General features: G+C 61.4%; 27 protein-coding genes and 2 tRNA genes. 9 read left to right on the top strand and 20 right to left on the bottom strand.

The genetic code is table 11. The features are described 5' to 3' along the window. Positions 1 to 2: 2 nt before the first annotated feature. Positions 3 to 917, bottom strand: coding sequence for a glycosyltransferase (locus tag I6J72_RS10895; protein WP_174519870.1), 915 nt, complete (start codon positions 915 to 917; stop codon positions 3 to 5). A gap of 33 nt (positions 918 to 950) precedes the next feature. Between I6J72_RS10895 and I6J72_RS10890 the strand changes: the two genes are divergently transcribed. Continuing rightward, complete coding sequence (locus I6J72_RS10890) at positions 951 to 1,556, top strand: GNAT family N-acetyltransferase (protein ID WP_204099187.1); 606 nt, start codon at positions 951 to 953, stop codon at positions 1,554 to 1,556. Positions 1,557 to 1,667: 111 nt separating this feature from the next. On the opposite strand, the gene I6J72_RS10885 is transcribed toward I6J72_RS10890, so the two are convergent. Together I6J72_RS10885 and I6J72_RS10880 are read right to left on the bottom strand one after the other, a co-directional pair. Further along, positions 1,668 to 2,465, bottom strand: coding sequence for an ABC transporter ATP-binding protein (locus tag I6J72_RS10885; protein ID WP_115020963.1), 798 nt, complete (start codon positions 2,463 to 2,465; stop codon positions 1,668 to 1,670). Between the two features lie 12 nt (positions 2,466 to 2,477). Next, positions 2,478 to 3,329: an ABC transporter permease gene (locus I6J72_RS10880; RefSeq protein ID WP_204100510.1), complete on the bottom strand. Its 852-nt coding sequence runs from the start codon at positions 3,327 to 3,329 to the stop codon at positions 2,478 to 2,480. A 195-nt stretch (positions 3,330 to 3,524) separates the two neighbouring features. Between I6J72_RS10880 and I6J72_RS10875 the strand changes: the two genes are divergently transcribed. After that, the gene (locus tag I6J72_RS10875) at positions 3,525 to 4,736 is read left to right on the top strand and encodes an aminotransferase class V-fold PLP-dependent enzyme (RefSeq protein WP_204099186.1); all 1,212 of its coding nucleotides are present in this window, start codon (positions 3,525 to 3,527) and stop codon (positions 4,734 to 4,736) included. Positions 4,737 to 4,753: 17 nt separating this feature from the next. On the opposite strand, the gene I6J72_RS10870 is transcribed toward I6J72_RS10875, so the two are convergent. Both I6J72_RS10870 and I6J72_RS10865 read right to left on the bottom strand, forming a co-directional pair. Continuing rightward, entirely contained in the window at positions 4,754 to 5,710 is a 957-nt protein-coding gene (locus tag I6J72_RS10870; RefSeq protein WP_204099185.1) for an NAD(P)H-quinone oxidoreductase, read from the bottom strand. Positions 5,711 to 5,725: 15 nt separating this feature from the next. Continuing rightward, complete coding sequence (locus I6J72_RS10865; RefSeq protein WP_204099184.1) at positions 5,726 to 6,634, bottom strand: NAD(P)/FAD-dependent oxidoreductase; 909 nt, start codon at positions 6,632 to 6,634, stop codon at positions 5,726 to 5,728. A gap of 227 nt (positions 6,635 to 6,861) precedes the next feature. Between I6J72_RS10865 and I6J72_RS10860 the strand changes: the two genes are divergently transcribed. Both I6J72_RS10860 and I6J72_RS10855 read left to right on the top strand, forming a co-directional pair. Next, positions 6,862 to 8,583: a SulP family inorganic anion transporter gene (locus I6J72_RS10860; protein ID WP_204099183.1), complete on the top strand. Its 1,722-nt coding sequence runs from the start codon at positions 6,862 to 6,864 to the stop codon at positions 8,581 to 8,583. 119 nt (positions 8,584 to 8,702) lie between these two features. After that, a tRNA-Ser gene (locus I6J72_RS10855) sits at positions 8,703 to 8,790 on the top strand. A 493-nt stretch (positions 8,791 to 9,283) separates the two neighbouring features. Here the strand turns inward: I6J72_RS10855 and I6J72_RS10850 are convergent. The 3 genes from I6J72_RS10850 to I6J72_RS10840 are packed head-to-tail and all read right to left on the bottom strand — an operon-like array spanning position 9,284 to position 11,086. Further along, a complete protein-coding gene (locus tag I6J72_RS10850; protein ID WP_370552140.1) occupies positions 9,284 to 9,538 on the bottom strand; it encodes a prevent-host-death family protein in 255 nt (84 codons plus the stop codon). A gap of 56 nt (positions 9,539 to 9,594) precedes the next feature. Then, on the bottom strand, positions 9,595 to 10,350 hold the full coding sequence (locus I6J72_RS10845) for an NAD-dependent deacylase (RefSeq protein WP_204099182.1): 756 nt from the start codon (positions 10,348 to 10,350) through the stop codon (positions 9,595 to 9,597). Positions 10,351 to 10,354: 4 nt separating this feature from the next. Further along, complete coding sequence (locus I6J72_RS10840) at positions 10,355 to 11,086, bottom strand: DUF1648 domain-containing protein (RefSeq protein WP_204099181.1); 732 nt, start codon at positions 11,084 to 11,086, stop codon at positions 10,355 to 10,357. Between the two features lie 93 nt (positions 11,087 to 11,179). Between I6J72_RS10840 and I6J72_RS10835 the strand changes: the two genes are divergently transcribed. Then, positions 11,180 to 11,479, top strand: coding sequence for a hypothetical protein (locus tag I6J72_RS10835; RefSeq protein WP_082013882.1), 300 nt, complete (start codon positions 11,180 to 11,182; stop codon positions 11,477 to 11,479). Here the strand turns inward: I6J72_RS10835 and I6J72_RS10830 are convergent. The 5 genes from I6J72_RS10830 to I6J72_RS10810 form a co-directional block, all read right to left on the bottom strand. Next, the gene (locus I6J72_RS10830; RefSeq protein ID WP_204099180.1) at positions 11,476 to 11,727 is read right to left on the bottom strand and encodes a hypothetical protein; all 252 of its coding nucleotides are present in this window, start codon (positions 11,725 to 11,727) and stop codon (positions 11,476 to 11,478) included. The two genes, I6J72_RS10835 and I6J72_RS10830, sit on opposite strands and share 4 nt — an antisense overlap. Positions 11,728 to 12,311: 584 nt before the next feature. Further along, a complete protein-coding gene (locus I6J72_RS10825; protein WP_239107337.1) occupies positions 12,312 to 13,391 on the bottom strand; it encodes a ThiF family adenylyltransferase in 1,080 nt (359 codons plus the stop codon). Next, positions 13,388 to 13,807, bottom strand: a complete 420-nt coding sequence (locus tag I6J72_RS10820) for a molybdenum cofactor biosynthesis protein MoaE (protein ID WP_204099179.1) — start codon at positions 13,805 to 13,807, stop codon at positions 13,388 to 13,390. Before I6J72_RS10820 ends, I6J72_RS10825 begins: the two co-directional genes overlap by 4 nt. Beyond that, positions 13,797 to 14,267: a molybdenum cofactor biosynthesis protein B gene (locus I6J72_RS10815; RefSeq protein WP_204099178.1), complete on the bottom strand. Its 471-nt coding sequence runs from the start codon at positions 14,265 to 14,267 to the stop codon at positions 13,797 to 13,799. Before I6J72_RS10815 ends, I6J72_RS10820 begins: the two co-directional genes overlap by 11 nt. Further along, positions 14,264 to 15,415, bottom strand: a complete 1,152-nt coding sequence (locus I6J72_RS10810) for a molybdopterin molybdotransferase MoeA (RefSeq protein WP_204099177.1) — start codon at positions 15,413 to 15,415, stop codon at positions 14,264 to 14,266. Before I6J72_RS10810 ends, I6J72_RS10815 begins: the two co-directional genes overlap by 4 nt. Before the next feature lie 40 nt (positions 15,416 to 15,455). On the opposite strand from I6J72_RS10810, the gene I6J72_RS10805 reads away from it, so the two are divergent. Continuing rightward, positions 15,456 to 15,710: a MoaD/ThiS family protein gene (locus I6J72_RS10805; RefSeq protein ID WP_204099176.1), complete on the top strand. Its 255-nt coding sequence runs from the start codon at positions 15,456 to 15,458 to the stop codon at positions 15,708 to 15,710. Here I6J72_RS10805 and I6J72_RS10800 read toward each other — a convergent pair. Genes I6J72_RS10800 through I6J72_RS10785 form a run of 4 tightly spaced genes read right to left on the bottom strand, consistent with a single transcriptional unit; the run spans position 15,707 to position 20,265 of the window. Continuing rightward, entirely contained in the window at positions 15,707 to 16,078 is a 372-nt protein-coding gene (locus I6J72_RS10800; RefSeq protein WP_039673133.1) for a phage holin family protein, read from the bottom strand. The genes I6J72_RS10805 and I6J72_RS10800 overlap by 4 nt on opposite strands. Before the next feature lie 21 nt (positions 16,079 to 16,099). Further along, positions 16,100 to 17,158 carry a histidinol-phosphate transaminase gene (hisC, locus tag I6J72_RS10795; RefSeq protein WP_204099175.1) on the bottom strand — a complete coding sequence of 353 codons (1,059 nt, stop codon included), beginning with the start codon at positions 17,156 to 17,158 and terminating at the stop codon, positions 16,100 to 16,102. 10 nt (positions 17,159 to 17,168) lie between these two features. Next, positions 17,169 to 18,842, bottom strand: coding sequence for an alpha-keto acid decarboxylase family protein (locus I6J72_RS10790; RefSeq protein WP_204099174.1), 1,674 nt, complete (start codon positions 18,840 to 18,842; stop codon positions 17,169 to 17,171). Between the two features lie 25 nt (positions 18,843 to 18,867). Next, positions 18,868 to 20,265 carry an amino acid permease gene (locus tag I6J72_RS10785; RefSeq protein ID WP_204099173.1) on the bottom strand — a complete coding sequence of 466 codons (1,398 nt, stop codon included), beginning with the start codon at positions 20,263 to 20,265 and terminating at the stop codon, positions 18,868 to 18,870. A 113-nt stretch (positions 20,266 to 20,378) separates the two neighbouring features. On the opposite strand from I6J72_RS10785, the gene I6J72_RS10780 reads away from it, so the two are divergent. From I6J72_RS10780 to I6J72_RS10770, 3 genes are all read left to right on the top strand, one after another. Next, positions 20,379 to 21,533 carry a CdaR family transcriptional regulator gene (locus I6J72_RS10780; protein WP_204099172.1) on the top strand — a complete coding sequence of 385 codons (1,155 nt, stop codon included), beginning with the start codon at positions 20,379 to 20,381 and terminating at the stop codon, positions 21,531 to 21,533. Positions 21,534 to 21,578: 45 nt separating this feature from the next. Continuing rightward, positions 21,579 to 21,667 (top strand) — tRNA-Ser (locus I6J72_RS10775). Between the two features lie 137 nt (positions 21,668 to 21,804). Then, positions 21,805 to 22,152 carry a hypothetical protein gene (locus I6J72_RS10770; protein WP_039673140.1) on the top strand — a complete coding sequence of 116 codons (348 nt, stop codon included), beginning with the start codon at positions 21,805 to 21,807 and terminating at the stop codon, positions 22,150 to 22,152. Between the two features lie 63 nt (positions 22,153 to 22,215). Here I6J72_RS10770 and I6J72_RS10765 read toward each other — a convergent pair whose 3' ends face one another. The 3 genes from I6J72_RS10765 to I6J72_RS10755 all read right to left on the bottom strand — a co-directional run bounded on the left by I6J72_RS10765 (position 22,216) and on the right by I6J72_RS10755 (position 23,602). After that, positions 22,216 to 22,578, bottom strand: a complete 363-nt coding sequence (locus tag I6J72_RS10765) for a DoxX family protein (RefSeq protein WP_204099171.1) — start codon at positions 22,576 to 22,578, stop codon at positions 22,216 to 22,218. Next, positions 22,575 to 23,150, bottom strand: coding sequence for a TetR/AcrR family transcriptional regulator (locus I6J72_RS10760; RefSeq protein ID WP_204099170.1), 576 nt, complete (start codon positions 23,148 to 23,150; stop codon positions 22,575 to 22,577). The genes I6J72_RS10765 and I6J72_RS10760 overlap by 4 nt, the downstream gene beginning before the upstream one ends. A 62-nt stretch (positions 23,151 to 23,212) precedes the next feature. Beyond that, positions 23,213 to 23,602, bottom strand: a complete 390-nt coding sequence (locus I6J72_RS10755; protein ID WP_204099169.1) for an NUDIX domain-containing protein — start codon at positions 23,600 to 23,602, stop codon at positions 23,213 to 23,215. Positions 23,603 to 23,613 lie beyond the last annotated feature (11 nt).

Here is a 23,613-nt window from a genome sequence, read left to right as displayed (position 1 = left end):
TTTTAGGGGCGGCGGAAGTCTTCCTTGCGGCCACGGTTGTGCAGGCGCAGCCACTCCATAAAGCCCTTGACATCATGCTGCTGGACAAGGAAGAACCAGCCAAAGCGCGCGAACTCCTGTGGCAGGAGCTTGCGCATGCCGCGCTGCCACAGCAGGTAGCCGCGGTTGCGGTAGGTGAAGAAGCGCTTGAACTCGCCTTCCGGGTACTGAGTGTGCATTTTTCCGCCGAGGATGGGCTTGAACTCATCGGAGCCATCCGGGTGGAGGTAGCTCGTGGTCAGCGCGGTGCCGAAGCTTAAGCCCGAGTTGACCAAGCGGCGGTGGTACTCCACCTCATCGCCGCGGATGAACAGGCGGTAGTCCGGCACACCGATGATCTCCATGGCCTCGGCGGAGATGAGCGCGCCATTGAAGAGGGAGGCGATGCCGGGGAGAAAATCACCTTCGAGCTCGCTCATGTAGCGCCGCCACACTAGACCCTGGCGCAGTGGGAAAGCCAGTTTGGCGGGCTCGTTGATGTTGCACACGGCGGGGGAGACCTCGTGCAGGCTGTTTTCTTCCGCGACGCGGTAGAGCTCCTCCAGCACGTGGTGGTCGGCAGGACGGCCGTCATCATCCGCGCACCACACCGCGTCCGCGCCGAGGGCGAGTGCGGTGAGGAAGCCCAGCGCGAAGCCGCCCGCGCCGCCGAGGTTGGTTTCGGAAGGCACGTAAACGCCACGCTCGCCGGCCAGTTCGTGGAGTAAATCCTCCACGGCTTGTTCCGCGCCGTTATCCACCACGATGACCCACTGCACCGGGTGCGTTTGGTTCACCACCTGCTCAAGCGAGGCGCGCAGCAGCTCTACGCGCTGGTGGGTGACGATCACAGCGGCCGTCGTTCCGGCCTGGGACAAGGTGGCAGTCATGCGTTCCATTGTGCCACCCACAGTGCTCAGTAGGATGTTGCCATGGCTGTGAAAGATATCGAAGAGATGTGGGCTCCGTTCAAACTCACGGTGCAGGTAGGCAAGCTGACGCTGCGGGTTATGCGCGATAGCGATATCGCCGCCATTCACGGCGTTACCGCCGCCGAGATTTTCGGCGAGCCGCTTCCGGATTACACGTTTCCGTGGTTGAAAGAGAAGCCGGACCCGAGCTTTCGGTGGGCGCATCGAGCACAGATGTCCCCGGAAGAATGGTCACTGGACTTCGGTGTCCACCTCGATGGTGAGGTCATTGGTTCGGTAGATCTGCGGGCGAAGAATTTCCCCGACAACCATGAGGTTGAAACCGGGTCGTGGATCTACCACCGCCTTCAGGGACGCGGCATTGGTACGCAGATCCGCCACGCCGTTGCGGTCTTTTGCTTTGAGTATTTGGGCGCGAGCCAGTTGTGCTCCGAGTGGGAGCCAGGAAACGAAGCTTCCCAGGCTGTATCGCGCAAGCTGGGCTACACGATCAACGGCAACAAAGCAGTGTTGCGCAAAGAGGATTATCAGCCGGGGCCGGACGTGACTGTCAGTGGCATGACCGAGGAGCTGGGTGCGATGCTCGGGGTGAGGTGCCCTAAGTGACGAAAGTTTGGTCAGCCATTCGCTGAGGGCCGGCAAGATTGGCAGCTAGGGCAGTAGGAACAGCGAGGATTTCGTGAAAACAAGTGAATAGTTGCCTGTTTTCACGGAAACTTAGGCGTTCTCCTCGTTATCGAAACGCTTGCGCAGATCGCGAACATACTCGCCAACCTCGGGCCCCTCGTACTCGCCCACGACGTCGGAGACCTCGCCCACCGAACGAATCTGACCGTGGTCGATCCATAGGGCGGTATCGCACAGCTGGGCCAGGAAGTCATTGGAGTGGGAAGCAAAAACCAGGATGCCGGAGCGCTTCACCAGGTCCTGGAGGCGCACGCGGGCCTTGGCCATGAAGGCGGCATCGACGGCGCCAATGCCTTCGTCGAGAAGCAGGATCTCCGGCTCGATGGAGGTCACCACGCCCAGCGCCAGGCGCACGCGCATACCGGTGGAGTAGGTGCGCAGCGGCATGGAGAGGTAATCACCCAGCTCAGAAAATTCCGCGATCTCATCCATCTTGGCCTTCATCTGCTTGATGGTCTGGCCCAAGAAGAGGCCGCGGATGATGATGTTGTCGTAGCCGGAGACCTCTGGGTCCATGCCCACGCCCAAGTCGAAGACGGGAGCCACGCGCCCGCGGACGTCGGCAGCGCCACGAGTGGGCTCGTAAATGCCAGAGAGCAGGCGCAGCAGAGTGGTTTTACCCGCGCCGTTGTGGCCGACGAGGCCGACGCGGTCACCTTCGCGAAGGTGCAGGTTGATGTCTTTGAGTGCCTCCACCATGACCACGTTCTGATCATTCTTACCAATGGAGCCACCAGCGGTGGAGAGCATCGCCTTCTTGAGTGAACGGGACTTGGCATCAAAGATGGGAAAGTCCACGCAAGCGTTATACGTATCAATGGAAACCATGGACGATCCTTTCTAGACCCAGTAGGAGACGCGGAAGCGCCACTGGCGCATGGCCAAACCGGCAATGAGCAGGCCGACGACGGTGCAGCCAATGACGATAAACCAGTGATAGGCAGGCACATGCACACCGATGAGCGGGCCGCGGACAATCTCCATGTAGTGATACAGCGGGTTGAGCTCCGCAATACGCGCACGGTTCGCCACGGCTTCGCCCTGTTCTTTGAGCGTGCTCGTCATCCACACGATCGGCGTGACGTAAAAGAGCAGCTGTGTCAGTGCCTCCAGCAGCGGGGCGACGTCACGGAAACGAGTGGCGATGATGCCAAAGAACATGGCGACCCACACGCCGTTGACCAGCAGGAGTGCAAAGGCTGGGATACACAGGAAGAACTCCCAGCCCAGGCTGCGCGGGAAGATAATGATGAGCAGCAGCCAAATGATGAGGTTGTGGCCCAAGAAGAGGGTCTGCCGCCACACTAGGCGGTAGACGTGGACCGAAAGTGGCGCAGGCAGCTGCTTAATCAGACCCTCGTTTTCAATGAAGACGGTGGCGCCTTCCTTGATGGCACCCGAAATGAAGTTCCACATGATCAGGCCCACGGTCACGTGGGGCAGGAATTCTGCAACCGGTATCTGGAAGAGCATGGAGTACAGCAGGCCTAGGGCCGCGGCCATGACACCGGTGGCGATGGTGATCCAGAACGGGCCCAGTACCGAGCGGCGGTAGCGCTGCTTGATGTCTTGGATGCCCAGCTTGAACCACAGCTCGCGCTGGCGCGCGCCTTGCAACAGGTCGGCGTAGGCCGCCGACATGGTCATAGACCGCGAAGCTGGCTCTTCGCCGGGTGCAGTCGGAGTGGTCATGCGGGCGACGTCGTCACGCAGGTTTTTCTTGTCTTGCACGCCCTTCACCCTAGCGCGCGCTTATGCCAAACAGCTACACACACGCCCGCCACCTGCGAAAACATCGACGAGCTGGGAAAATCTCGGGTTAGGAAAGATTTACGTGGGGAGTATAGAGTAGGGAGTCGATCGGACGATATGAGAAAGGGCCGCAGCATGACGCAGCAGTATGACGTCGCCAGTGTGCGAGGTCTTTACACTGGGCTGTCCGATGGCTGGACCTACCTCAACGCGCATGCCGCGCCGCAGATTGCGGAGCGCGTGGCGTCGGGCGTGGCCCGTTCCTTCCGCACGTCCGCCACGGTGAAGCCGCAGGAGGACACCGTGGGCGCGCACTCGGCTCGCCGCGCGCCGGGCGAATTGCTGGCGGATGATATGTATTCCTCCGCGCGCCGAGCCGTGGCTGATCTCACGGGTGCGACGGCAGACCGGGTCATTCTCGGCCCGTCCCTGCCGGTGCTCTACCAGTCCCTGGCGGCAGCGTTGCGTCCGCTTGTACGCCGTCAGTCCTCAGTGGTGCTCTCGCGCCTCGATCCTCCGGAGCTGTCCAGGGCATTCATGCACCTCGATGCTGACATCCGCTGGGCGCAGCCAGACCTGGGCACGGGTGAGCTGCCGGCGTTCCAGTACGCCGAGTTGGTCGATGGTTCCACGCGGTTCGTTGCCTTCCCCGCAGCGCATGAGCTGCTGGGCACGGTCACACCGACGGCGGACATTATTGATGCGGTCCATGAGCGTTCCCGAGCCTGGGCGCTTGTCGACGTCTCCTCGATCACCCCCTACCGCCGCATCGAATTCGATACTGTGGGCGCGGATATCCTCGGCGTGGATCTAGGCACACTGGGCGGGCCGCAGTTGGCGGCTCTGGTCTTCCGTGATACCGCGATGTTCCGCCGCCTTGATGACCTCGTGGTGGGCCCGGTCTCGCCGGGCCTAGCCGGTGGCGTGGGGCCGCTGGCGGATCACCTCGCTGCCCTAGCCGGCGGCGAACGCGGTTCGCGCCGCGTGCGCCTGGGGCGCTCGCTCGATGCACTGTCGTCCTACATGGAGGAGCTCTGCGGTGATCTTTATAGCCTGCTGGGCACCCTGCCGGCAGTCCACATCTTGGGCGTAACAGGCGAGGCGGCTGCCGATGCCTCCGATGACCGCCTCCCGCGGCTTACCTTCGCCGTGCGCGACGTACCCGCGGACGTGATTCACCGCCGCCTCTTCGACAATGGTTTGGTGACTACCATCGCTCCGCACACCCCCTTGCTCACGGAGATGGGTGTGGACGAGGTCGGCGGCGCCGTGACAGTCTCTCTAAGCCCTTTCAGCACGTACCAGGACATCGAGCACCTGACTCGCGTCGTGGCCTCCTTGGCCTAGAACCTCAACGAGGGAGTCTAGACCTCGAGGACGAGTTTGCCCGTGACCTCGCCGGAGTCGAGGGCTTTGTGGGCTTCGGAGGCGTCGGCAAGCGCGTAGGTGGCGTGCAGGTGGTGTTTGACGCTGCCGTCCTCTAGCCACGGCCAGACGTTCTTGACGGTGTCCGCAACGATGCCGGCCTTGCCCTCCAACGAGCGGGAGCGCAGCGTGGTGCCCTGTAGGGTCAGACGTTTGCTCAGCAGGATAGCCATGTTGAGCTCGGCTTTTGTTCCGCCCTGCATGCCGATAGTGACCATGTGGCCGCCCTGCGCCAGCGCAATGAGGTTTTTCTTGAGGTACTTCGCGCCCATGATATCGAGGATGACATCACACTGGTTCTTCAGTTCCTCGGCGAAATCCTGCTCGTTGTAGTTGATGAGGATGTCCGCGCCGAGCTCTTTGCAGGTCTCGAGCTTTTCATCGGAGCCAGCCGTGACGGCGACGGTGGCGCCCAGTTGCTTCGCCACCTGGATAGCGAAGGTGCCGATGCCACCCGCGCCGCCGTGGATGAGGATGGTCTGGCCTTGAGTAAGACCAGCTTCCATAGCGATGTTGGACCAGACCGTGCAGGCCACCTCGATGACGGATGCGGCCTCGTCAAAGGAATAGCCGGTGGGGATGGGCAGTAGCTGGCCTTGGGGCACGGCCACGTACTCGGCATAGCCGCCGCCGGCGAGCAGCGCGCCGACCTTGGAGCCCACCTCGACGTCGGTGGTGCCTGCGTCGACGACCTCGCCGGCAACTTCGAGGCCGATAATCTCCGAAGCGCCTGGCGGCGGTGGGTAGTGCCCGCGGGCCTGGAGCAGGTCGGCGCGATTTACACCGGCGGCTTTGACCTTAATGAGGACTTCGCCGTCGTGGAGCTGAGGTTTGTCGGTGTCCCCCAGCGTCAGCGAGCTCGGGTCTTCCGGATTGGTCTGAATGATGGCTTTCATGTCACACCACCGTACTTAAATCCAATCATCCTCGACGAGGAAGGCGTTGACTGCAATCGCGGCCGCGTTAGCCTCACCCATGGCTACGGCGACCTGTCCGGCGGGATTGGCCACGTTTCCTACCGCCCAGATGCGCGGGTGGCTGGTGGCACCAGATTCGCCGACCTTGATCACGGTGCCGCCCATCGCGGCGGGCGGGCTGTGTCGCTCTAGGTTGAGCTCAGCCAAGAACTCATCGTGTGGGCGGGGGACGGGCATGAGGAAGAGCGCATCAACCTGGTGCTCAGTGCTGCCGGTACCTGTAGAGATGTGGACCGTGTGTTCTTGGAAGGCGGTCACTTCGCCGTCCTGGACGGTGATAGCGCGGCGGGCTAGTTCCTCGCGCATGTCGTCTGCTAGCTCTATCCCATTGCTAAACAACGTGATATCTGCAGACCATTGGCGCACCATCATGGCTTGGAAGGGAGCAAACTCGCCTTGGCTGAGCACGCCGAGTTTCTTATCTGAAACCTCGTAGCCATGGCAGTACGGGCAGTGCAGAACCGTGCGGCCCCAGTTTTCCTGGATGCCTGGAATGCTGGGGAGCTGATCATCGATGCCGCTGGCGACGATAATGGAACGGGCCGCGACGGTGTTCCCGTTGCTCAACGTGGCGGTCAACGTGCGGTCATTATCGGTGATGGAATCTACGGTGGCGTTCACGATCTGCGCACCATAGCTGCGCAGCTGCTCCTTGCCGCGCTCTTGGAACTCAAGCGGAGGTGTGCCCTCGAGGGCAATGACACCGTGGATTTCGTGGGCAAAGCGGTTGCGGGGAGTGGAGGAATCAACAACAAGGACGCTGCGGCGGGCGCGGACCATGACTAGGGCTGCCTGCAGGCCGGCCGCGCCACCGCCGATGATGAGGGTATCTACTGTCTGCATGGGTCCGAGTAAACCAGAGGAGGACGTGTGCGGCAATGGTTTTCAGTAAGTGGTGTCGGGTGCTTTGCTCAACCCTGACTTGGCTCAAATTAGTGCCGAAGGGTTGGGGTGTGGTGGGAATCCGTCAACATGCGGCATCGGGCAGAAAAGCGAATGCGGCCCGTCGAAGGATGGCGCCTTGTGTATCCTTTGGATGTCGTTGAGCCTCTAAGGAGCAAGAAAGTAGCATGACCTACCCCTCCACCGTCTCTAAGGTGGGCATCCGATCGCGTGCCCTGCGTTTCGCACCGCGCCGCTCGGACTGGTCCCGCGCGACGATCGGGCGCGACCTCTCTGCCGGCCTCATGGTGGCCCTCGTCGCACTCCCGCTGGCGCTCGGCTTCGGCGTCGCGTCTGGTGTCGGCGCGGCAGCCGGAATTACGACGGCCATCGTCGCGGGCATCCTGTCCGCAGTCTTCGGCGGTAGCAACGTCCAGGTAAGCGGCCCGACCGGCGCAATGACCGTCGTGTTAATCCCCATCGTGGCCGACCATGGTGCCGATGGGGTGCTCGTCGTTGGCGTGCTGGCGGGGCTCATGCTGCTCTTGCTGGCATTCACCGGCGCTGGCCGCGCGATGAAATACATGCCGTTGCCTGTCGTCGAAGGTTTCACAGCCGGTATTGCGGTGATCATCGCCCTACAACAGCTGCCAGCAGCACTCGGTGTTGACGTGGACGGCGAGAAGGTCCTCGGGTTGGCGTGGGGCGCAATCAAAGCTTGGTTAGATGCCCCGGCATGGCAGGCGCCCGTGATGACGCTGGCGGTGGCAGCCGGCATTGTGGTTGCGGCGCGCGTTCGTAGTGGCTTTCCTGCGGCGTTGGTGTTGGTAGCTGCCGCGACGGCCATCAACATGCTGGCAGACAGTAACCTGAAGACAATCGGCTACATCCCGTCGACGTTGCCTGCTCCGCGCTTGCCGCACATCCCGTGGGAGCACCTGGATTCCTTGCTGTTGGCGGCGGTCGCCGTCGCGGCTCTCGGTGCGTTGGAATCGTTGCTGTCTGCGACGGTTGCGGACGCAATGACTGTCGGCGACCGGCACGATCCTGACCGCGAGCTTTTCGGGCAGGGCGTGGCCAATGTCGTTGCGCCCCTGTTCGGCGGGATCCCCGCAACCGCCGCGATCGCCCGAACTGCCGTTAACGTGCGAGCCGGCGCAGGTACGCGCCTGGCAGCGGTGTTCCATTCGCTGCTTTTGCTCGTCGCCGTGCTCGTCGCGGCCCGGTGGGTGGGCGAGATCCCTCTCGCCGCGCTCGCCGGCGTGCTTATCGCCACTGCGATCCAGATGATCCATCCTCGGAACCTCCGCTCGGTGATGCGCGCCACCAAAGGCGACGGGGTCACCCTGCTTATTACGGCTGCCGCCACCGTCGTGTTCGACCTTGTCGTCGCCGTGCTCATCGGCCTTGTTATCGCGGGCTTCTTTGCACTGCGCGATACCGCCCGCACGGCGGTGTTAGAAGCTGCCCCGCTGGAGACGGGAGATACCCGCGACAAGGAACGCGAGCTTCTCGACGAGCACATCGCCGCCTTCCGCTTGGAAGGCCCACTTTTCTTTGGCGCAGCGCACGATTTCCTCCTGGGGCTCGCTGATGTCTCGTCGGTCAAGGTTGTCGTGCTTCGCATGCGCTACGTCACGACGATCGACGCCACCGGTGCCCAAATGCTCGCCGACACCATCGGGCACCTCGAACGCCGCGATACCACTGTCTTACTCGCAGCCACGAAGCCAGAACATGTTCCGGTGTTGCGCGAACTCGGCGTATTTGACCAGCTTGCGCGCGAGAATCACGTTTTTGACGACACTCTCGACGCCATCGCCCACGCCCGACTGCATGTCTCGCGCATTCAGCATGAGGAGTCGGATGGCGCACCCGCGGCGTCGCAAAGTAATCAGCAGGACGAGTAGCACTGACGAACCTGCGGTTGTGAGGCCATTATCGGTGACGTATTGAGCCGAATTCTTTTCCCGCGGCGGAGTCTAGTACTCTGAACGTGTTGCGCGCGGTGCATGCTGACGCGTGACGAGGAGGCGTGGCAGAGCGGCCGAATGCACTGGTCTTGAAAACCAGCGTGGGGAAACTCACCGCGGGTTCAAATCCCGCCGCCTCCGCCAAATTTTTTTGGGGGGTCATTTGTAGCGGCTTTGCTCCTGTCCCATGCGGCTGTAACGAAGCTCAGAACGCATCCAGCTAGTAGGAACCCGCTGATTTGCAGGTGGGTGGCCGAGTTTCCTCCGCCGCCAGCCATGACGAGGAAAATAGAAAATGCAATCGCGACAAGGCAGTGGATGACCAACCGGCTATGCGCTCCAAGGTGGCATTGCGGCCAAGCTTTCTCGATAGCCCAGCTCACTGCTGCGAGAATGACATAAAAGGTGATTCCCGCTAAGGCTCCTGGGACAAGGTAGAGCATGGATTCATCTCCTCCGAAGGGGCGGGGTGACTGGCCGGTTTTAGTTTCTTTACTCCATCCGGACGAGGGGTAACAGCTAAGTCTTCGATTGCAGCAAGAAGTCGCCTTTGTGTCGGTCTATCGAGCTTGCGTAATTCCTTGGCTGCGGATGCCTTATAGGTGATGCGATAAGTGGAGTTAGCCATAGAAGGCGATTAGGTGAGACCGAGTTCCTTTTTAAGGTCTTCGTGTGAAATCTCTATGGCTTCTCCTCGGGCAATCTCTGCGGCCTGAACGTCCTCACGATCTTCCAGTGCTTCAACTGCGCGGGCGAAAAATGAAGGAGAGACCACAAAAGCGCGAATCCGGCTTCCACGACTAGTGATGGCGACGGGCGTGTGCTGTGCCTCGTCAAGAAATTGGCTTTGGGATAGGCGGAATTGGCTGGATGCCACTGACATCGTTTTCATACTGAAAATGTACATCTTGTACATTTCGGTGGGCAAGGGCTACGGATATCGGGTTGTTACTCGTCTTTGCCATCGATTCGCCCCGCTAGGATACGAGGCAGCGCCTCCGCTGCGGTGGCGGTGACCACCACGCTGGCAAGCGGTGAAAGGTCCGTGGGCTGCGGGGTGACTTCCACGATGGGGATGCCGCGCGCGTGGGCAATCTGCGGCAGGCCGGCGGCGGGGTAGACCACGCCGGAGGTACCCACGATGAGCAGCGCGTCCGCGGTAGACATGCGGTGCTCGGCCTCGGCCCATTCGCCGTCGGGCAGGGCCTCGCCGAACCACACCACGCCCGGGCGCACGAGCCCACCGCACACGGGGCACTCGGGCGGAGTGATGCTTTCGACCGGTTCCTTCGGCAGCGCAATGTCCTCGCCATATGGCGCATCGCAGTCAGTGCAGCGGAAGGCGAACAAGGAGCCGTGCAGGTGGACCACGTCCTGGCTACCGGCGCGCTCGTGCAGGTTATCGATGTTTTGCGTGGTCACCGTCATGTCGCGTGCGGCGGCAATTGCGCGGTGCCCGGCGTTGGGCTCGGCCCGCTGCGCCAGCTGGGCGCGCCACAGGTACCAGGCGAACATCGGCTCAGGATCGTTGCGCCATGCGCTTATCGACGCCATCGCTACCGGATCCACGTTCTCCCAGATGCCCGTCTGCGCATCGCGGTACGTGGCGATGCCGCTATCCGCACTTATACCCGCGCCGGTGAACACCTCAACGTGGGTGGCATCAGAGAGAATCGAGTGTGCGCGCTCAAACAGGTGCTCCATATGCCTAGAGTACGGCGATGAGCACGCAGAATGCCATGGATGCGGCGAGAGCGATGCCCATGCGCCATAGGTAGCGCCGACCAGGTTCGTGCGCGGTGTTGATCTGCAGCTTCGAAGGATTCGTTGAAAAGACTGCCATGCACATGGGGTCTGTGGGTTCGTTATAGATGCCCATGCCACCGGCAAAGCGGAGTGCTTTGTTACGAGTCTGTTCATCATGATCGGTGGGTATGGCTTTCACGGACCTTTGAACCGATAGCGTGAAGCGGATGACCCCGATCATGACGAACAGGAAGAAGCCCACCCATGCGGTGATGAGAAGAAGGCCCGAGAACGGGATGTCCGGTACCACCGTGCAGACCGCGGTGAGGCACACGCAGGTCGTCATGGTGAAGACTGTCTGGGCGATGAACGTGGCGGCTTTTTCGGTGAGAAGCTCCGCGCGCTGTGCGGTGGCCTCGGAGAAAGGAAGCGCTGGCTCCGCCGGAACCTGCGCTGTCTTTCGCGCCAGCGAGATCGGCGGCACGCACAACGGCAGCGCGATGGCGAATACAACGCCGATCCACACCAGGGCCGTTGCGTTGAAGAAAGACTTGGGTTCGAAGCGGTCCGGGTTGCCTGAGCCATCGAAGTGGACAGGGATGGGATCAGGCACCGAATCCCAGCGCAGCAGCATGTACACCAGCGTGAGAGCACACACCACAGCGGTGGCGACGTAATACTGGCGGCTTCTCATGGCCGCGAGTCTACAAAGGGGGTGTCTGGTTGGGGGCGTTGTAGGAGTCGATCCCGTGCATGGTTCGAGGTCCATTCCTATAGCATGGGCTTCATGGAAGAAAAACGACTGTCCTCATTATTTTTTGGCAATGTTGTTCTTGAGTCCCAGGCGTCAGGAACATTCCCAAAAATCTACGCTGATGATATGCACTCGTATTGGATGCGTCCGAGTAATGATGGCATGCTCTCTGTACCGCTAGATGATCTACGCGGAAACATCAGCTCCGATAGGGCTGAGAAACTCTCCAACAAAATATTTGAATCTGTGTCCGCAGAATTGAACGCTAATTATCCAGGAGGAAAAAGCCAAGCAGTAAAAGAACTGACTGCCTGGCTTTTACAGGACTCCTAAACATCGCAGGGGAGATGTACTTCCTTAGAAACGTCATACCCTGTATGTTCCCCTGCTTGAATTTTTCCGTCTATACGGTAGTCATGACCTGATTTAGAGGATCCGCAATCTACTTCCCCTCGAACAAATCCATAGCCGCCCTCAGTGAAATTCTTCTCCATTTCATCAACATTTTGGTAGAAAAATCCGGCATGCTCTTCTTGAAGACGAATCTTAGCGCTTAATGGCAGAAAACCACTTCCACGCATTTGACATGCAAACCATAAGTAAGCTTGTTACCGGCTTCGACTCGCGGACCTGCAAACGTACCTGTGCAAGTTCCTGCCCCGAATGCACCATAAGCTGTGCGGGAACTTATATCCTCGTCACCGAATGTAAAGGTAAAACTATTGTTGGTGGTTCCTTCGTCCATAGGAGAAGAATCGGCTAGAGCGGGCGGGGAAAAAATAAGTGCTATAGAAAGCACGGTTGTTGGGACAGTGAAAGAGAGAACCTTACGCATATTTCCTCCTTGCTTATTGAACTCACTCTGGCTGTATCGCAGATACGATAGTTGCGATCGTCTAAAGCCAAACACCTTCCCCAAGGTGTTGATCACGCCATAACCGCTCTTAGTTTCTCTTACTCAGCCACCGAGTGAGGCGTTGTAGGGGGCTGTGCCTTTCGGGCACTTTGCAGATGGCATCTGTCAAAAGGCATCTTTGGGTTTAAAAACGTCATCTGCGCGGGGTAAAAGGCGTTTTTAGCTCTGAAAACGCCTTCTGATAGATGCCTTCTATCAGATGCCATGTGGGTAGAGGAAAGGGAGCAAGGGTTCGGGCTATGGTTTGGTCTATATGTCGTTGTGCTCGGCCTCTAGGTCATCGAGAGAGATGGTCTCCAGATCGCCACGGCGTGCGGCCTCGGCCTCGGACTCGAGCTCGGAGATGTGCTCCTGCCAGGCATCGATGCCGCCGCGCAGCGAGTAGACGTTGCTGAAGCCGCGGGCGCGCAGGGCCTCGACGGCCTGGGCGGAGCGCAGGCCGCTGGCGCAGTAGAGGACGGCGAGGTCCTCAGAGTTTAGGGGCGGGTTGTGGCCGACGAGGATGTCATCGAGCGGGAGGTGCTGCGAGCCGGGGATAAGGGAGGTAGCGCGCTCGGAGGCGGTGCGGACGTCGATGAGCGTGGCATCCTCTGGAATCTCGCGGATATCCGTGGGATTGTCGGGGCGCGCCGGGATGGCGCCGTTGGCGCGCACGGGGATGTATTCCCAGGTCCCGACGAGGGAATCGTAGTAGCCCAGCGTGCCGATGAGCGGGGTGCCGATGCCGGTGAGGAGCTTGAGGACCTCCACCGCTAGGGCGGAGCCGGCCACACCAACGACCGGACCCAATACGCCTGCCTGCGAGCAAGAAGGCACCTGCGGATCGGTGGGGAAGAGGTCCTCGTAGACCGGGCCGTGGCCGGAGTGGAAGACAGTGAGCTGCGCGTCATAACCCAGGAGTGACGCCCACACGTGCGGAATGCCCAGCTCATGGGCGGCCCAGGAGGCTAGGTGGCGGGAGTAGAAGTTATCGGTGCCGTCGATGATGAGGTCAGCGCCGCGCAGTTGCGCCAGGGCGGTGTCAGGTGTGAGGCGCGAGAACTGCTCGACGGTGCACTCGGGGTTGAGGGCCTTCAAGGCCGCGGCGGCGGATTCGGTTTTGGGCTGGCCTACGGTCGCTGTGCTGTGGATGACTTGGCGGTGCAGGTTGGAGAGGGAGACGAGGTCGTCGTCGAAAAGCAGGATGCGCCCCACGCCCGCGCCTGCCAGGTAGAGCAGGGCAGGCGAGCCGAGGCCGCCGGCGCCGATGACGGCGACTGTGGAAGCGCGAAGCCGTTCCTGTGTGGAGGTGCCCCAGAGGGCTTCCTGTCGTGCGTAGCGTGAACTCATTCCAGGCCCACCCACGTGGTGGTGTCATCGGTATGCAGCTGCTCTTTCCAGATGGGGACTTCCGCCTTGACGCGGTCCGCGCAGGTCGACGCTGCTTCGAAGGCGTCCTTGCGGTGTGCGGAGGTGGCGGCGACGATGAAGGCGGACTCGCCGATTTCTAGTGCTCCAGTGCGGTGCGCGCACCATAGGCGGACGGCCGGGAAGGCGGCGGCGACTTCGCCGGCGACGCGCTCGATTTCTTCTTGGGCAGTGGGATGCGCGGTGTAGGTCAGGAGTTTCACACCCCGGCCGGAGTCGTGGTTACGCACGATGCCGTCGAATAAAACGACAGCACCCGTTTCTGCGGTAGCGATGTCCGGGGCGGAGATGGGCTCAGCGCTGATGTGCGCGCCGAGTAAGCCGAAGTTAGTGCTCATTGATGCCTTCCAGCTGGTTGATGATGTGGTTAAGCACCGGTTCGAGGACCGCGCAGCCGTCTTTGGCAGCGCCCGTGGAGCCGGGCAGGGCCATGGCGAAGGTTTTGTGCGATACGCCAGCAACGGTACGCGAGAGCGCCGCGGTGGGGATGCCGACGGAGTGCGCGTAGAAGGCATGGGCCAGGCCAGGCAGCTCGCGCTCAAGGTGTGGGGTGAGCGCTTCGACGGTGCGGTCATCCGGTGTGATGCCAGTGCCGCCGGAGGTGAGGATAACCGAAGAGGCATCGGCAAAAGCGCGGGAGAGGGCGGCGTCGATGTCGGCGTCCGCGACGACGACAGGCTGCGGGGTATCGAAGCCCTGTTCACGCAGGAAGTTCACCAAGATGGGTCCGGAACGGTCCTCGTACTCGCCGGCGGCGGCGCGGGTCGAGGCAACGATGACGAGTGCGCGGCGGGTCATGAGAGCGGGAACACCTCCACGAGGTCGCCGGCTGAAAGCCGTGTGTTCGCCGGGATGCGGATGAGGGCAGTAGCACCGATGGCCTGGGACATCAGGTGGGAGCTGGTGCCGCCGAGGAAGGAGGCAGTTGCTGTGCCATCGGCGATACTCAAGGTGCCACGGCGGAACTGCTCGCGGTTGTTGAGTCCATCCACGGATTCAACAAGGTGCGCGCGAACCGGCTCCGAGGCATGGCCAAGGACGGGTGCCAAATAGAGGCGGAAGCTCACCAGCGTGGAGATGGGATTGCCGGGGAAGCAGACTACGGGGACGCCGCCAAGGCGGGACAGGCCCTGTGGGCCGCCGGGCTGCTGCGCTACGTGGCCGAACCAGCCATCCTCTTCAAAGATTTGGCGGATGACCTCGAATTTTCCGTGGGAGATGCCGCCGGAAGTAACGATGACATCGGGGCGGTGGGTAATGATTGCTTCGGCGAGGTCCGCGCGCAGGGCAGAAGGATCGTCGTTCGTGCGCACGAAGCCAGCCACGTCGATGCCATACTGCCTGGCCAAAGCTGCGAGCATTGGCGCATTGGAATCGGGGATGGTGGCCTCGCCGTCGCCACTGATTTCAGCACCGCCGGTACAGATGAGGATGCGGGCGGGCGCGAAGGTGAGGACTTCGGTCAGGCCCTGGGAGGCGAGGGTGGCGATGGAGGGGGCGTCGAGAAGCGTGTGCTCATTGATGAGGGTTGCGCCTGCCTTGACATCGGAGCCCGCACGGCGGATGAACTGCTCGGGGGCTGCCGGCACAGTGACCGTGGCGCCTTCCTCCGGGAAGTGTGGGGGCTCGCAGTGCTCGACGGGGACGATGGTGGCGGTGCCCTCAGGGATTTTCGCGCCGGTCATAATCGGCACGGCTACGCCGTCTGTCAGCTCACCCGGAACGTCCCCCGCCGCAATGGTGCGGCCTACGGTGAAGGTTCCACCGTCTGTGGTGGGCAGCGCATAGCCATCCATCTGCGAATTATCGAAAGGCGGAAGGTCCTGCTCCGCACGGTACGTCGCGGCGGCGCGGCGGCCGAAGGCACTGTTCAGGGGTGTGGAGATCGCGCGAGGCTGCGGAAGGGCCGCGCGAACGGCGGCGAGGTGTTCCTCATAGGTGCGCATCAGATTCCTTCCTGTCACGGAGGCTGGCATAGTGGCAACTATGGTTGATATACATTACTTTGCCGCAGCCCGCGCCGCCGCAGGGCGCGCGCAGGACACAGCGCAGGCGGCGACGCTGGGGGAGTTGCTGGAAGTACTGCGTCAGCGCCACACCGGCAGCACCGAGGCCGGCATGAGTTTTGCGGAGGTGCTGGAGCGCTGCACCTTCCTGGTGGATGGTGCGAGCGCTACAGAGGACGCAGTGCTTTCCGACGCCTCCCGAGTCGATGTCCTCCCACCCTTCGCTGGTGGTTAGTTTCGGCTGCGCAGCGGGCTGGTGAAGAAGTTCACCACGCCGGAGACAATCGCGAGAACAATCGCGCCGATGATGGCAGCGCCCCAGCCGTCGATGACGAGTGAGTCCATCAGCGCGCTGACGAGGAGCAGGACCGCGCCGTTAATGACGAGCGCGAACAGGCCCAGTGTCAGGCAGGTCAGCGGGGCGCCGAGGAAGCGGAGCACCGGGGTGACGACCTCGTTGACGATGATGAAAACCGCCGCGATGAGCAGGAAATTCTGGGTGCTAGCGGGGACGATGTCGATACCAGGAACAATCGCCACCACGGCCCAGAAGGCCACCGCGACGGCAATGACGTTGAGCGCAAAATTGATAAATGTCTTCACAACTGCACTCTAGCGCGAAAACTACTCCTCTGCAGCGAAGGCAGCGTCCCACGCCTTAAGCAGGACGTCGGTTTCCTCAGCTGTGGTCACGGTTACGCGCACGCCCTCGGGAAAAGCGCGGACGAGAACGTCATTGTCGGCAAGCTGTGCAGCAACGTCCTGCGGGGAGCCCAGCTTCGCAATGGTGTCTGCCGCGAACCAGATGTGGTTGGCCTGGGATTCCGGTACGCCAAAGTCCGCGAAGTGCTCCACCAGGCGGTCACGCTGCTCCACGGTTTCGTCGGTGCGCTCACGCAGCTCCTTCTGGGCGGCCAACGAAGCCACAGCACCTGCCTGCGCGATGGAGTTCACGGAGAACGGGATGGACACCTTGCTCAGCGCCTCGATGATCTCGGCGTTGCCGAAGGCATAGCCTAAGCGGACACCGGCCAGGCCATAGGCCTTGGAGAAGGTGCGCAGGCCAATGATGTTGTCGTGGGTGTGGACATAGTCGGTGGCCAGCGGGACGGCGTCGTTGCGGTTGTACTCGATGTAAGCCTCATCGAGCGCCACGATGACGTCCTTCGGGACCTTGGCCAGGAAAGCGTCGAACTCCTCCTTGGTGATGATGGAGCCGGTGGGGTTATTCGGGTTGCACACGAAGATCAGGCGGGTCTTGTCCGTGATGGCAGCCGCCATGGCCTCCAAGTCCACGCGGTGATCCGCGGTGAGCGGGACCTTGACCGGGGTAGCGCCCACGACCTGCGCGAAGATGGGATAAGCCTCGAAGGAGCGCCACGGGAAGACAATCTCATCACCGGGCACCGAGGTGATCTGCACCAGCTGCTGGCAGATGGCGGAGGAACCTGCACCGGTAGTGACCTGCTCCGGAGCGACGCCAAGGTTTTCCGCCAGCGCCTTGCGGATTTCCACCGCGCCCATATCCGGGTAGCGGTTGACGTGGGCGGCAGCTACCTCCATGGCCTTCAGCGCGCCGGGCAGCGGCTCCTGAGTTGCCTCATTGGAGGAGAGCTTCAAGGCGTGCTCGGCGTTCTTTCCGGGAACGTAGGCAGGTAGGGAGGAAAGGTCTGGTCGAATCATGTTCTCCACCTTAGGCGTTGCGGGGGCCACGAGGCCCGAAGTCGAAGTCAGCGGTCTGCGGCCCGAAGGCCTGAAGTCCCTTCGGCGCGTCGAAAGGATCGAGGCGCACCTCAAGGAAGGCACCGCGCTCCGGATGAGCGGCGATGTCCTCCAAGGCCTGCGCCAGCTCGCCCTCGGTCGAGGCCACGTAGGACTCCATCGTGGTGTCCTTCATGAAGGCCTTAGGCAGTGCGGTGTAGTCCCACATCTGGATTTCGTTGTACTCGCGCTCCATGCCCAGGATGAAGCGCTCGATGGTGTAGCCATCGTTGTTCACCAGCACGATGATGGGCTTGAGGTCCTGGCGCAGGATGGTGGACAGCTCCTGCGCGGTGAGCTGGAAGGAGCCATCACCGATGAAGAGGACGTGGCGGCGCTCCGGGTTAGCCAACTGCGAGCCGAGCACGCACGGCAGTGTAAAGCCGATGGAACCCCAGATGGTGGAGTTGATGTACTGCACGCCCTCGGGCATGCGCTGCTGGCCCAACCCGATATTGGAGGTGCCGGCTTCGGCGATGACCACATCATCGTCCTGGATGAAGCCGAGCATCTGCGGCCAGATGCGCTCCTGGGTCAGCGGGGCATCCGGGTTCGGCTCGAAGGGCTCGGGCTCGAAGGCCGCGCTTGGCGACGTCTCGGCTTCCGGGATGCGGTCGAGGAGGACGTCGAGAAGCTCCAGCGTATTGATGCCCACGAAGAACTCACCGTCGGCGTTGACGTGCTGGTCGCCGAAGTTGTAGACGCGGGCATCCGCCAGGTTGTGGGTGAAGGAACCGGAGTTGACCTCGATGAAGCGTGGGTTCGTGGTGACCAGGAAGTCGGACTTTTCGATGCGCTCCTGCACACCCGGCGCCGATGCTGCGCCGTTATAGGTGCCGATGAACAGCGGGTGGCGCTCGGACAGGATGGCCTTGCCGGAGGAGAGCTGGGAGTAGGGCAGCTGGGCCTTGTCGATGATGGCGCGGAGCTTCTCCGTAAAACCGTGGCGGTTGGTGTCCTGATCGATGAGGATGATCGGGTCCTTGGCCTTCGCGAGGTGCTCCAGCACGTAGTCCGCAGCGGCGTTAAGGCGCTCCGGATCGGAGGGGGCGAGCTCGGTGGAGAATGGCTCGTCGGGGACCTCGATGGTCAGGTGAGTGATATCGGAAGGAATCTGGATGTGCACCGGGCGCTTTTCGCGCAGGCAGGTGTGCAGGGCGCGGTCGAATTCCTCGACCACGTTCATGGGGGACACACGCGTGGCCACTTCGGTGAAGGGTGCGAAGGAATCCAGCATGTTGGCAAAGTCGCCGTCGGCAAGCGAGTGGTGCAGGTTCCAGCGAAATTCAGTCGCATACTGCGGCGGCGCGCCTGCCAGCGACACCAGCGGGACATGCTCGGCGCGGGCACCAGCGATGCCGTTGAGCGCGGAAAGCTCGCCCACGCCATAGGTGGTGAGCAGGCAGCCTACGCCGCGTTGGCGAGCGTAGCCATCGGCGGCATAGGCGGCGTTGAGCTCGTTGCAGGCGCCGACGAAGCGGATGCCTTCGGAGGCCTCAATCTGCTCGAGGAAGCTTAGGTTGAAGTCACCGGGTACGCCGATGATTTCGGTAATGCCGATGGCCTTGAGGCGGTCCAGGATGAAATCACCAATGGTGGTCTGCATGGCGGGAAATCCTTTTCTTCATTAGTTACTGCGTGCGGGCGTCGTGGCGCTTCTTGCCCAGCCAGATGAGGGCCAAGGTCACAATCCAACAGGGTAGGACAATGGCGCCGGTGCGGTAGTCGGGCAGCATGAACATCAAAACGATGACGAGAGCGAAGAAGGCCAAGCACAGGTAGTTGGCAATGGGGTAGAGCGGTGCGCGGAAAGCAGCATCCGGGCAGCGCTTGCGGAAGTTCAGGTGTGCTACGGCAATGGCGGACCAGGAGATGAGCTCCGCGCCCACGATGATGGCGAGGAGAACTAGCAGGATCTTTCCCTCGAAGAGGAAGTTGAGCAGCACCGCCGAGCCCATGAGTAGGGAGTTGAAGAGCAAGGCGCGAATCGGCACGCCCTTGGCGCTGACGGAATCAAAGAAGGGAGGAGCTTGGCCGCCGCGGGAGAGATCCCGCAGCATACGCGCACCAGAGAAGGTCATGGTGTTGAACACGGAGACGGCCGCGACCAGCACGATGAGGTTGAGGCCCGTGGCGGCGGCCGTAATGCCCAGGGTGCTCAGCGCGCGCACGAAGGGCGAGGTAGACGTATCGAGTTCGTTCCATGGAGCGAGCAGCACGATGATGCCGATGCCGCCGACGTAGAAGATGAGGATGCGCCAGATCACGTTGTTGATGGCCTTGGGCAGGCTCTTGGCGGGATCTTGCGCCTCGCCCGCGGCGGTGCCGATGGAGATGATGCCACCGAAGGAGAAAATCACCGCGACGAGGGAGAAGAGCACACCGGCGATACCATTCGGAAAGAAGCCGCCGTGATCAGTGATATTGCTCAAGCCCAGGGCCGGCTCCGGGGTAAGGCCGAAGACGATGGCCGCACCGACGACGATCATGAGGATGAGCGCGGCGACCTTGATGAGGGAGAGCCAGAACTCCGCCTCGGCGAAGGCGCCGACGTGCACCAAATTGATGGCGGTGACGATGACGAGAGCGACGAGAGCGGTCAGCCAGTGTGGGATTCCGGGGAACCAGAAGTCCATGATGGTTCCGGCAGCGGTGAGCTCCACCATGCCCACGACGATGGTGGTAAACCACCAGTTCCAGCCGGTGACGAAGCCAGCGATGGGGCCGATGTACTCGCGGGCATACGCGCTGAAAGAGCCGGCGACGGGGTGCTCCACGGCCATCTCACCGAGCATGCGCATGATGAGGAAGATGATGAAGCCGCCGATGGCATAGGCGGCGATAACACCTGGGCCAGCCTCCTGGATGGAGGCGCCGGAGCCCAAGAAGAGGCCCGTGCCGATGCACGAGCCGAAGGCGATCATCTGCAGGTGGCGCGACTTCATGCCGCGCTGCAGGCCGTCGTCTGCACTGGTGTTGTCGCTGGCGACAACGTCCTGTGCCTTGACGGAATTGTTGGTTGTGGTCATGTAGACGCCCTTCGTGAACGTATATCTGTGACGTGAGTCATTGAACTGTAGGAGATTATGGCGCACCACAGTTTTGTTTGTCATCAGACAATATTCGTAAGTATCTTTGACATATGTCAAAAGTGACACCCCCGCAGCTGACGAGCATCCAAGATATCGTCGACGAATGCGCCAAGATCCTGCAGCGCTCCGTTGAGGTGACTACCCCCTCCATCGCGGTGATTGCCGCTAGTGCGCAGATTGGTGCCATCGATAAGAACCGCGCGGCTTCCATTCTCAACCGCACCCCGCCCCCGGAGCCCATCCCGTGGATGCTGAGCTTCGGTATTCAGGAGGCGACCCTACCGGTGCGTCTGCCCGCTAATCCGCGCTATGACATGCTGCCTCGCGTGGTCATCCCCCTGCGTCACGAGGACGGGCTGGTGGGTTACCTGTGGATTATTGATGAGCCCGCGCTGGGTGATGCCCCCTTGGCTCGCCTGGATTCATTGCTTGCGCCCCTGGCCAGACTTATCGACGAACGCGATGCTCCCCTCGCCGCCCGCGCCCAACAGCTCGGCGAGTTGGCCCGCGAGGTCCTCACCGGTGACCCGGCTGCGCTGGCGGGTGCGCGGGAGCGCGATCTCCTGCCCAACGATGGTGAGTTGACCGTGCATCGCGTGCTGGTGGAGGGCGATCAGCGCGCGGTAGCCGTGGAGCTTGCCCGCCCGTTGGTGCGCCGTCCTTTCTTGGTCGCGGATTCCCACGATTCCCTCGTGCTTGTCGAGTGCCGCCGCGACGACAAGGACACCGAGGCTCTCATGGAGGAGCTACAGAGTGCTGCGCTCGTCGCCGGCGCTGAGGTAGTGGCGCGTGGCTCGGCGCCGACGGGCCCGCAGGCGCGGCTCATGGCGGATGTGGCCAAGCTCTGTGGCCAGGATTCGTTGCGCTGGGAGGAGGCCGGCGCGTGGCGGCTGCTGCGTGGGTGGGAGCTGACCCCAGCAACGGTGGTGGAAATGAGCCCCGATGCCGCAGTGCTTCTCGACGTCCCCCGCAACTCCTACTGGCACACCCTGCTGACCTATTTTGAGCATTCCCGCAACGTCTCTGCGACCGCTAATGCGCTCTACATTCACCGCGCTACTCTGCATTACCGCCTAGACCGCGTGCGTGAGATTCTCGGGCCCGGCGTGCTGGATGATGGCTGGCGTTGCGCGGCTCTTTACGTTGCCCTCAAGCTGCATGCGGTGCTTCAGGGAAAGAATAGGGAAGCCCCATTTTGTCCATAGGGGAAGCGCTCAGGTAGAGTGATGAGCGATTCATTACGAATCGCTGGAGACGTGCCAGAGCGGCCGAATGGGGCTCCCTGCTAAGGAGTTGACTTACTTGCGTAGGTCCGGAGGTTCAAATCCTCTCGTCTCCGCAAACTACAGAACCCGAGTTATCGTTTCACCGGTGGCTCGGGATTCTACGTTTTCAGTTCCTTCGTATGACGGCAGTCCGTGAGCCGAGAACTTAGAATGAAGGCACTGAGCTTAATCTGTGCTGGCTGGGAGCGTCATGGAGTTACTAAACGGGCCAATTTGGGATGTGGAAAGTAACACGAACATCGATCCCGATGAGAACTTTGTCCGAATTATGCTGCATGAAGAAAGCGTTGTAGCTGAATTTACTATTGCCGAGCTGTGTAGTTTCTTCGGAATTAACGGTTTCGATTGTCTGCAGCGACAATTCAAGGCCTGGCATGACTTGAACGCTTTCGCGTGGGATTCAAAAGGTGAAGTTCACTGTGAACAGATCCCTTTCTCTGAATATTTTGTTCTTTCCAAAATTCATGAGTGCTATTCCCCGCAGCCACTTCCCGAAGCAACGAACGGCATAGTGAGATGGGGGATGAAAAAGAAGTAAATATCGGGCGAATGTGCTTGATAGCGAAATGGGGCAGGGTGGTTCCGAAGAATTATTGGTCTCCTAATTCAGCACTAGCGTCAGGACCAATACACCGGTTGAGAGCGCGAGCATGCCTAAGCAGTTGATCCAGAATGCGCTGCCGAGGAAGTGGGCGCGGACATGGGCTGCTGCGGCCGCGCAGAAATAGGCGATGACGCCAACCATGGCTGCGATTCCTACGCCGGGGAACCAGAGGCCGGCAATGAGTCCTACGGCGGCGAGGCACTTGATGACAATGAGCGCCCACCACCAGTCCTTGGGGAGTTTGACGCCGCTGAGGCAGGCTTCGATGAAGGGGACGGGTTTGAGGGAGAGGGCGGCGTCGCCAAGCAGGATGGCAGCCAGTAGTAGGGAGGGCCAAGCGGGGGAGGATTCTAGGATCATTGGCTTACTCCGAATGCGGTGTTGAGGCGTTCGATGGATGAGGCGGCTTGGGATGTGAGGTGCTCGGTGTCGTAGATTCCGGCGGCCCAGCCGATGAGTAAGCCGAGGTAGACGTTGTACAGCAGGTTGGAGTACTCGGCCGCATCGTCGCTGTTGATTCTGGAGCCAAGGCGCAGGGTGATTTCATCTGTCAGGAGCGTTTTGAGCGCGGTGAGTGCCTGACCTTGGTTGCCTTGTTGGATGAGTGCCGCGCCGAACGCGCGGGAGAGTTCTTCGTGGCCGGTGAACATCTGCAGGAAAGGCCTGAGGACGTCGAGGAGACTATCGGATTGTCCCCGGATGTCGTCGTGGAGTTCTGAAATGTGTTGGCCAATGGTGTGGATGAGCAGCGTTTGTTTGTCGCCGACTCCCATGACGGTTCCCACGCTGACACCAGCTTCGGATGCGATGCTCCGGATGCTGGTGGTGGCGTAGCCCTGAGTGAGGAAGAGCTCATAGGCGGTGGCTAGGACCTTGCTGTCGGTGCCAGCTTTGGCGGCCGAGCGTGATGAGTGAACGTGTTCAGTGAACATGTTCAAAAGGGTAGCTCTTGATGATTTCGGGGTCAATGACGCCGAAGTGTTGACAGGTGGCGCTAGGCCAGCGCGGGGAAGACGCGATCGCGTAACAGGTGCGCAAGCTCGCGGTCGGGGGCTGCTGGGTCGACCCAGGCGGTGTCGCCGATTTCGGCGGCCGCATGGGGTTCGTCGGCGGTGACGGTGCGGGTGTAGGTGAAGATGGTGCCGACGACGACCTCGCCTGGTTCGTTGGCGGCGGGAGCGTCGAAGGTGCCGAGTTTGTTGAGGCTCTCGGCGTCGAGGGTGAGGCCTACTTCTTCGGCGACTTCGCGCAGGGCGGCGTCGACAAGCGCTTCGCCCGCCTCAGGCTTGCCGCCGGGCAGTTGATACTTGGTTGAGGATTTCTTGCGCACGGTGAGCACGCGGCCTTGCGGGTTGCGGATGACGACGGCTGCGACTTCAATCATGGCCGCCGATT

Origin of the sequence: Corynebacterium sp. FDAARGOS 1242, from assembly GCF_016889985.1 — a bacterium.
GTDB classification, from domain to species: domain Bacteria; phylum Actinomycetota; class Actinomycetes; order Mycobacteriales; family Mycobacteriaceae; genus Corynebacterium; species Corynebacterium minutissimum_B.
The sequence above is the reverse complement of the archived record's forward strand: the minus strand, read 5'-3'. Positions and strand labels throughout refer to the sequence as shown.

What these genes read in the sequence shown, in the direction of transcription:
- I6J72_RS10895 (WP_174519870.1), bottom strand. Translation starts at nt 917, where the DNA reads ATGGAACGCATGACTGCCACCTTGTCCCAGGCCGGAACGACGGCCGCT.
- I6J72_RS10890 (WP_204099187.1), top strand. Translation starts at nt 951, where the DNA reads ATGGCTGTGAAAGATATCGAAGAGATGTGGGCTCCGTTCAAACTCACG.
- I6J72_RS10885 (WP_115020963.1), bottom strand. Translation starts at nt 2,465, where the DNA reads ATGGTTTCCATTGATACGTATAACGCTTGCGTGGACTTTCCCATCTTT.
- I6J72_RS10880 (WP_204100510.1), bottom strand. Translation starts at nt 3,329, where the DNA reads ATGACCACTCCGACTGCACCCGGCGAAGAGCCAGCTTCGCGGTCTATG.
- I6J72_RS10875 (WP_204099186.1), top strand. Translation starts at nt 3,525, where the DNA reads ATGACGCAGCAGTATGACGTCGCCAGTGTGCGAGGTCTTTACACTGGG.
- I6J72_RS10870 (WP_204099185.1), bottom strand. Translation starts at nt 5,710, where the DNA reads ATGAAAGCCATCATTCAGACCAATCCGGAAGACCCGAGCTCGCTGACG.
- I6J72_RS10865 (WP_204099184.1), bottom strand. Translation starts at nt 6,634, where the DNA reads ATGCAGACAGTAGATACCCTCATCATCGGCGGTGGCGCGGCCGGCCTG.
- I6J72_RS10860 (WP_204099183.1), top strand. Translation starts at nt 6,862, where the DNA reads ATGACCTACCCCTCCACCGTCTCTAAGGTGGGCATCCGATCGCGTGCC.
- I6J72_RS10850 (WP_370552140.1), bottom strand. Translation starts at nt 9,538, where the DNA reads ATGAAAACGATGTCAGTGGCATCCAGCCAATTCCGCCTATCCCAAAGC.
- I6J72_RS10845 (WP_204099182.1), bottom strand. Translation starts at nt 10,350, where the DNA reads ATGGAGCACCTGTTTGAGCGCGCACACTCGATTCTCTCTGATGCCACC.
- I6J72_RS10840 (WP_204099181.1), bottom strand. Translation starts at nt 11,086, where the DNA reads ATGAGAAGCCGCCAGTATTACGTCGCCACCGCTGTGGTGTGTGCTCTC.
- I6J72_RS10835 (WP_082013882.1), top strand. Translation starts at nt 11,180, where the DNA reads ATGGAAGAAAAACGACTGTCCTCATTATTTTTTGGCAATGTTGTTCTT.
- I6J72_RS10830 (WP_204099180.1), bottom strand. Translation starts at nt 11,727, where the DNA reads ATGCGTGGAAGTGGTTTTCTGCCATTAAGCGCTAAGATTCGTCTTCAA.
- I6J72_RS10825 (WP_239107337.1), bottom strand. Translation starts at nt 13,391, where the DNA reads ATGAGTTCACGCTACGCACGACAGGAAGCCCTCTGGGGCACCTCCACA.
- I6J72_RS10820 (WP_204099179.1), bottom strand. Translation starts at nt 13,807, where the DNA reads ATGAGCACTAACTTCGGCTTACTCGGCGCGCACATCAGCGCTGAGCCC.
- I6J72_RS10815 (WP_204099178.1), bottom strand. Translation starts at nt 14,267, where the DNA reads ATGACCCGCCGCGCACTCGTCATCGTTGCCTCGACCCGCGCCGCCGCC.
- I6J72_RS10810 (WP_204099177.1), bottom strand. Translation starts at nt 15,415, where the DNA reads ATGCGCACCTATGAGGAACACCTCGCCGCCGTTCGCGCGGCCCTTCCG.
- I6J72_RS10805 (WP_204099176.1), top strand. Translation starts at nt 15,456, where the DNA reads ATGGTTGATATACATTACTTTGCCGCAGCCCGCGCCGCCGCAGGGCGC.
- hisC (WP_204099175.1), bottom strand. Translation starts at nt 17,158, where the DNA reads ATGATTCGACCAGACCTTTCCTCCCTACCTGCCTACGTTCCCGGAAAG.
- I6J72_RS10790 (WP_204099174.1), bottom strand. Translation starts at nt 18,842, where the DNA reads ATGCAGACCACCATTGGTGATTTCATCCTGGACCGCCTCAAGGCCATC.
- I6J72_RS10785 (WP_204099173.1), bottom strand. Translation starts at nt 20,265, where the DNA reads ATGACCACAACCAACAATTCCGTCAAGGCACAGGACGTTGTCGCCAGC.
- I6J72_RS10780 (WP_204099172.1), top strand. Translation starts at nt 20,379, where the DNA reads ATGTCAAAAGTGACACCCCCGCAGCTGACGAGCATCCAAGATATCGTC.
- I6J72_RS10770 (WP_039673140.1), top strand. Translation starts at nt 21,805, where the DNA reads ATGGAGTTACTAAACGGGCCAATTTGGGATGTGGAAAGTAACACGAAC.
- I6J72_RS10765 (WP_204099171.1), bottom strand. Translation starts at nt 22,578, where the DNA reads ATGATCCTAGAATCCTCCCCCGCTTGGCCCTCCCTACTACTGGCTGCC.
- I6J72_RS10760 (WP_204099170.1), bottom strand. Translation starts at nt 23,150, where the DNA reads ATGTTCACTGAACACGTTCACTCATCACGCTCGGCCGCCAAAGCTGGC.
- I6J72_RS10755 (WP_204099169.1), bottom strand. Translation starts at nt 23,602, where the DNA reads ATGATTGAAGTCGCAGCCGTCGTCATCCGCAACCCGCAAGGCCGCGTG.